At 68.7% G+C, this 6845-nt stretch carries 5 protein-coding genes; 3 read left to right on the top strand and 2 right to left on the bottom strand.

Translation table 11 applies throughout. The features are described 5' to 3' along the window. Positions 1-188 precede the first annotated feature (188 nt). The 3 genes from D7W79_RS36395 to D7W79_RS36385 all read left to right on the top strand — a co-directional run bounded on the left by D7W79_RS36395 (position 189) and on the right by D7W79_RS36385 (position 5724). Complete coding sequence (locus D7W79_RS36395) at positions 189-3002, top strand: serine/threonine-protein kinase (protein WP_120529887.1); 2814 nt, start codon at positions 189-191, stop codon at positions 3000-3002. Between the two features lie 116 nt (positions 3003-3118). After that, the gene (locus D7W79_RS36390; protein WP_120529889.1) at positions 3119-4489 is read left to right on the top strand and encodes a KamA family radical SAM protein; all 1371 of its coding nucleotides are present in this window, start codon (positions 3119-3121) and stop codon (positions 4487-4489) included. Beyond that, positions 4489-5724, top strand: coding sequence for a KamA family radical SAM protein (locus D7W79_RS36385; protein WP_120529888.1), 1236 nt, complete (start codon positions 4489-4491; stop codon positions 5722-5724). Before D7W79_RS36390 ends, D7W79_RS36385 begins: the two co-directional genes overlap by 1 nt. A 35-nt stretch (positions 5725-5759) precedes the next feature. Here D7W79_RS36385 and D7W79_RS36380 read toward each other — a convergent pair whose 3' ends face one another. Then, the gene (locus D7W79_RS36380) at positions 5760-6353 is read right to left on the bottom strand and encodes a hypothetical protein (RefSeq protein ID WP_120529886.1); all 594 of its coding nucleotides are present in this window, start codon (positions 6351-6353) and stop codon (positions 5760-5762) included. A 63-nt stretch (positions 6354-6416) separates the two neighbouring features. Then, complete coding sequence (locus D7W79_RS36375; RefSeq protein WP_244222164.1) at positions 6417-6752, bottom strand: hypothetical protein; 336 nt, start codon at positions 6750-6752, stop codon at positions 6417-6419. Between the last annotated feature and the right edge of the window lie 93 nt (positions 6753-6845).

Here is a 6845-nt window from a genome sequence, read left to right as displayed (position 1 = left end):
GGGTCGACGTGGGGAGGTGGGTGGGTCAGTTCTGGGGCAAGGTAACGCCAAGTTCTCGGATTCCTTGGGGAATCGCGTCATCGTGGATGTTTGACCGGCGTTCCCACTGGATCTAGAGTCTCTGCTCCCCCCGGTCTGCGCACCGCCTGCCGCGGTCCGTACTCGCCGGCGCCGGGCAGCCCCGCGAGATGAAGAAGCCGACCTTCTTTGGGAAGTACCTGCTCCTCGAGCGCATCAACGTCGGCGGCATGGCCGAGGTCTTCATCGCGAAGGCCTTTGGCGTCGAAGGCTTCGAGCGCATCCTCGCCATCAAGAAGATCCTTCCGACGATGGCGGAGGATGACGAGTTCATCACGATGTTCATCGACGAGGCGCGGATCAGCGTTCAGCTGAACCACGCCAACATCGTGCACATCCACGAGCTCGGGAAGCACGAGGACACGTACTTCATCGCCATGGAGTACGTGGCGGGCCGTGACGTCCGCACGCTCCTGGAGCGCTACCGCCGCCGCAAGGAGATCATGCCCACCGCACAGGCGGTGTTCATCGTCTCCAAGATGTGTGAGGGCCTGGACTACGCCCACCGCAAGAAGGACGCGCGCGGCCAGGACCTGCACATCATCCACCGCGACGTGTCTCCGCAGAACATCCTCGTCTCGTACGAAGGCGAGGTGAAGATCATCGACTTTGGCATCGCCAAGGCCGCGAACCGCTCGCAGAAGACGCAGGCTGGCATCCTCAAGGGGAAGTTCGGCTACATGAGCCCGGAGCAGGTCCGGGGCATGCCCATCGACCGGCGCAGCGACATCTTCGCGGTCGGCGTGCTGCTCTACGAGATGCTCACGGGCGAGAAGCTCTTCGTGGGCGAGTCGGACTTCTCCACGCTGGAGAAGGTGCGCAACGCGGACATCCCGCTGCCGCGCGAGTTCAATCCGAACATCTCCGCGGGCCTGGAGAAGGTCGTCCTCAAGGCGCTCGCTCGCGAGCCCGAGGACCGCTACCAGTGGGCGTCGGACCTGCAGGAGGACCTGATGCGCTTCCTCCTCGCGGGGGACGCCATCTACTCGTCGAAGCACCTGTCCGGCTTCATGAAGGAGGCCTTCGCCGAGGACATGCTCCGTGAGGCGGAGAAGATGGAGCGCTATGCCTCCGTCGAGCGCCCGGACCAGATCGAGCACTCGGGCGTGACGGTTCCGCCCCCGGTCGCGGCGCCCCGCGCGACCGCGCAGAAGAAGTCCCCCGCGCCGTCGGCTTCTGGCTCTCCCGCGGGCCGCGCGTCCACGGCGCCCGCTCAGCCCGCGCCTGGCTACATCCCGCCTCCTTCCGCTGAAGAACTGGCGGAGATGGATGGCGCCGCGGACAAGACGCAGATCGTGGACTCCACGCACACGTTCCGCGCCCCGGAGACGCGGATCGCCGACAGCAGTGTCGTCGTGGACGACAGCATCACCGGCCGTTCGGAGAACCCCATCGACCGGGCCGGGCACCACACCAGTGCTTCTCCCTTCGCCCAGGACGAAGGCAGAAACGGCAAGGGCAAGAGCGGTCCCAAGTCCCAGGTCATCATCGGGGACGAGGGTGGGGAGGCCTACGCGGGCGCGACCATGATTGGTCCTGCGCCGACAGCGCCGCCTTCGCGCTCCCGTGGTGGCTCGGCCGCTCCGGTGCTGGAGCCCGAGGAAGAGGAGACCACTGGCAACATCACCCTCCCGGTGGGCGCGCGCCACAACGGCCTGCGCCCCCAGGCGGCGGAGGCGGAGGACCCGGAAGGCGCCTACGACGAGCAGGGCGACGAGTTCGAGCGGGACGACCAGGAGGACTACGGGGACGAGGGGCAGGATGGCGAGGAGCCGCCCTACGACGACGAGGCCGATGGCCCGGCGACCATCCCCCAGAAGGCTTCCAAGATGGCGAAGCCGGCTCCGGCCGCCAAAGTCGAGGCCAAGGCCAAGCCCAAGGCCCCCGCCGGACCGAAGAAGCCGCTGCCCAAGCCCGCCATCATCGGCGTGGCCGCGGGCGTGGCCCTGCTCCTCGTCGTGGGCGTGATCTTCGCGGTGCGTGGCGCGTCCACGGGCTCCGTGAACTTCGTCGCGCCCGTGGGGGCCACCGTCCTCGTGGACGGGGAGACGGTGAACGCCAACCAGGTCATCGAGCTCTCCGCGGGCTTGCACAACGTGACCGCGTCCGCTCCGGGCTACCAGCCCGTGACGCAGCAGATCGAGGTCACCGCCGGACAGGCGGCGGCCCCCATCCTCCTCAGCCTGAGAGCGGAAGCGCCGCCTCCCAAGCCTCCGGAGCCCAAGCCTCCGGAGCCCAAGCCCGCGGAGCCCACGGCCCCGCCTCCGGTGGTCGAGAACACGCCGCCTTCCACGACGCCGGAGCCGCCTCCGACGACGCCGGAGAAGCCCGTCGAGCCGCCCGCGCCGAAGGTGTTTACGGCCCTGTTCGAGGGACAGGAGGGCGCGGAGATCACCGTCGACGGAAAGTCCCTGGGCAAGCTGCCCGGGGCGAAGCTCGGCGACCTGGAGATGGGCAAGAAGTACACCTTCACGGCGAAGCGCGCGGGCTACAAGCCGTTCTCCGGCGACTTCACGTCCAACGGCGACACCGAGGTGCGTGTCCCCGTGGACATGGTGGCCGAAGCTCCGCCGCCTGACCCGAAGCCGAAGACCCCGCCTCCGGAGCCGAAGCCGAAGACCCCGCCCGTGGCCGTGGCGCAGCCCACCCCGAAGCCCCCGCCCACCCCGAAGCCTCCTCCGCCGAAGCCGGCCGCCGCCGCGATGGGCAAGTTCGCCTGCAGCACGTCTCCGACGGGCGCTCAAATCTGGGTGGATGGGAAGAACACGGGTCGGTTGACTCCCGTGACGCTGGGCAATCCGCTGTCCCTGCCGGTGGGCAAGCGCAAGGTCGTCTTCAAGCTCAACGGCAAGTCGACCAAGCCCCAGGTGGTGGTCATCGATGCGGAGAACCTGACCAAGCTCATCAACGTCAAGGTGGAGTGAACGGACGCACTGCGCCATCGGGCATCTTGTGCCCTCGGCGATTGTTGAGCAGGGATGTCAGGGGGCAGGCTATGACGCCTCGCCCACGACGCTCCTTACGTTGAGGTGATGTGTTCATGAGCACGACGTCCACTCGAGGCAAGCCCGACGCTGGCCCCGCGCAGCAGCCGTTCACCTATCCCCTTCGCAAGGAGTTCGTGGAGCCCGACTGGCGTCGCATCCCGGGCTACAAGGACGTCACCGCGGCGGAGTGGGAGAGCTCGGTGTGGCAGCGCAAGCACACCGTGAAGAACCTGCGCGAGCTGAAGGCGACGCTCGGAGAGCTGCTGCCGGACGACCTGGCCGCGAGCATGGAGCTGGACCAGAAGGAGCGGGCGACGATGTCCATCCTCGTCCCGCCCCAGATGCTCAACACCATGAACCTGGAGGACCTGTGGAGCGACCCGGTCCGCAGGTACATGTTGCCGGCGCTCGCCGACCGCCGCACGGACTGGCCCAACCACCCGCGCGCCAGCCGTGACAGCCTCCACGAGGCGGACATGTGGGTCGTCGAGGGCCTGACGCACCGCTATCCGACGAAGGTGCTGGCGGAGATGCTGCCCACGTGCCCGCAGTACTGCGGCCACTGCACGCGCATGGACCTGGTGGGCAATGACGTCCCGCAGGTCTCCAAGCACAAGTTCGCGACGGGGCAGAAGGAGCGCTACGAGCAGATGCTGGACTACCTGCGCCGCACGCCCACCGTGCGCGACGTGGTGGTGTCCGGCGGCGACATCGCGAACCTGCCCATCCAGGCGCTGGAGCCGTTCGTCAGCGCGCTGATGGACATCCCGAACATCCGCGACATCCGCCTGGCGTCCAAGGGGCTCATGGCGCTGCCGCAGCACTTCCTCCAGGACAGCGTCCTGGCGGGGCTGGACCGGCTGGCGAAGAAGGCCGTGGAGCGCGGCGTGGACCTGGCGCTGCACACGCACGTGAACCATGCGCAGCAGCTCACGCCGCTGGTGGGCAAGGCGGTGCGCAAGCTGCTCGACATGGGCTTCCGCGACGTGCGCAACCAGGGCGTGCTCTTGCGCGGGGTGAACGACAGTCCCAAGGCGCTCCTGGACCTGTGCTTCACGCTGCTCGACCACGCGAAGATCCTGCCGTACTACTTCTACATGTGCGACATGATCCCCAACAGCGAGCACTGGCGGCTGTCGGTGGCGCAGGCGCAGAAGCTCCAGCACGACATCATGGGCTACATGCCGGGCTTCGCCACGCCGCGCATCGTCTGTGACGTGCCGTTCGTGGGGAAGCGGTGGATCCACCAGGTGGCGGAGTACGACCGCGAGCGCGGCATCTCCTACTGGACCAAGAACTACCGCACGAGCGTGGAAGCGAACGACCCCGGCGCACTTGAGCGGAAGTACGAGTACTTCGATCCCATCGACACGCTGCCGGAGGCCGGCCAGGCGTGGTGGCGGGACCAGCCCAAGGCAGCGTGATGGACTCCTCCGCGGGCGGGACGGCGCCCATGTCGTCCCCCCGTCCTTCGCTCAGTGCCGAGGGACGGGCCCGGTTGTTCCCGTCCGCGACCGACGCGGAGTGGACGGACTGGCGCTGGCAGCAGCGTCACTCGGTGCGCAACCTGGAGCAGCTGGAGCGCTACGTGCGCCTGACCCCGGAGGAGCGCGCCGGGGTGCAGGAGACGTCCTCGCTGTTCCGGATTGGCATCAGCCCGTACTACTTGTCGCTCATCGACCCGGAGCACGCGTCGTGCCCGGTGCGCATGCAGTCCATTCCGGTGCGCGCGGAGGCCCGGGTGCGGCCCGGGGAGCTGGAGGATCCGCTCGGCGAGGACAAGACGCGCCCGGAGGAGTGCATCGTCCACAAGTATCCGGACCGGGTGCTGTTCCTGGCCCTCGATACGTGCTCGGTCTACTGCCGCCACTGCACGCGGCGGCGCATCACCAAGGGCGGCGAGGCGGAGCTCACAAAGGACCAGATGCGCCGGGGCATCGACTACGTGCGCAGCCACCCGGAGGTGCGCGACGTGCTCATCTCTGGGGGAGATCCGTTCCTGCTGAGCGAAGAGCGGCTGGAGTCGCTGCTCGCGCCGCTGAGCGAGATTCCCCACGTGGAGATGATCCGGATCGGGACGCGGGTGCCGGTGGTGCTGCCCATGCGCGTCACGGACTCACTGGCGCGCCTGCTGCGCCGGTACGCGCCCGTCTACGTCATCACCCACTTCAACCACCCGAAGGAAGTGACGCCCGAGGCCCGTGAGGCGTGCGAGCGGCTGGTGGACCATGGCGTGCCGGTGGAGAACCAGGCGGTGCTGATGCGGCAGCTCAACTCGGATGCGCGCATCATCAAGGAGCTGTCGCACGTGCTCCTGCGCAGCCGCGTGCGGCCGTACTACCTGCACCAGATGGACGTGGCGGAAGGATGCGAGCACCTGCGCACGCCCATCGCCAAGGGACTGGAGATCCTCCAGCAGCTTCGCGGCCACACCAGCGGGCTCGCGGTGCCGCACCTCGCGGTGGATCTGCCGGGTGGGGGAGGGAAGGTCACCCTCCAGCCCGACTACGTCATCGAGCGGGGCGAGCGGGAGACCCTGTTCCGCAACTACAAAGGCCAGACCTACGCCTACCCGGAGCCGGAGGAGACCGACTGCTCCTGCCCCTACGATGAGGTGTGGCAGGCGCGGTCGCGGGAGCTGGCCTCCAGGGGCCGCTGACGGCCCTGGCGGAGGACGGCCGTCGCGGCGGGGGGCTACCTGCCGCGGCGCGAGGACTTGGACGACTTGCGGGTGAAGGACTTCTTCACCGTGCCGGCGCTGGAGCCAATGTCCACGACCGGCGCAGCCGCCGACGCACTGCTGTCCAGGCTGCCGTCGACGTCCACGGAGGGCTCCGCGCCCTCCTCGGACTCCAGCTCCACGGGGTCCGCGTCGCTGAAGCCCTGCTGGATGTGGACCTCGCCATCGCCCTTGCGCTTCTTGGCCTCGGCTTCCTTCTCCGCCTTGGCCTTGTCCTCCAGCCTCTTGGCTTCGTTGGCGGCGCGCTGGTTGTCCTCGGGCGTCATCCGGGCCGTGAAGTTGGCGAACTCCTTCGCGGAGACGCCGTGCTTCTCCATGACCTTGGCGGATTCCTTCTGCTGGTCGCGGATGGCCTGGCCGCGCTCGGCGTTGGTCATCTCCGACGGCTTCCGGTTGCCGTAGTCGGCGTTCACCTTCGCCTGGGCCGCGGCCTCATCGCGCTGGATGGCCGCCACCTTCTCCGGCGTCAGGCCGTCGTCCTCCGCGAGGGCAGGGGCCGCCAGCACGAGCGACGAAGCAGCGAGCATCAGCGAGAGACGGGTCATCATGGGGAGGCTCCTCAATCCGGCCCATCATAGGCACGGAGTCAGAGGCGACGCATGGGCGGTTCTTCAGGGCGCCTGACACCGCGCGCAGCCGTCACCCGCGCCCGCGCACTGCTCGCGCGCCCTGGCGCAGCGCGGCGGGAGGTCGTCCCGGTCCGCCTGCTGCTCCACGAGGCCGCAGAGCTCCTCCGCCGTGGCACACGTCTTCGCGGAGACGTCGCACTGCTGCGCGCATGTCAGGTCGTCGCCCTGCTCGCGGGCCCGGAGCTCGTCGAGGCGGGCCTCGATGCCGTCGATGGCCGCGTCGTCGTCCCCGGCCACCCGGGTGTCCACGTGCTTCGCACAGCCCGTCAGCGCGATTCCCGCGATGAGGAGGGCCAGCCATGACCGGGTCGCTCGCATGGGCCTACCCATATGCGTCCGCTCAGGGCCGCGTCCAGTCAGCGGCGTTCGGGGGAGCGCATGCGGCGCTCGGGGCGGGGCTCGGGCTCGGGG

It is taken from the genome of Corallococcus exercitus (genome assembly GCF_003611585.1).
Lineage (GTDB): Bacteria > Myxococcota > Myxococcia > Myxococcales > Myxococcaceae > Corallococcus > Corallococcus exercitus.
Note: the sequence above shows the minus strand (reverse complement) of the source record. Positions and strands in the feature narration are given on the sequence as shown.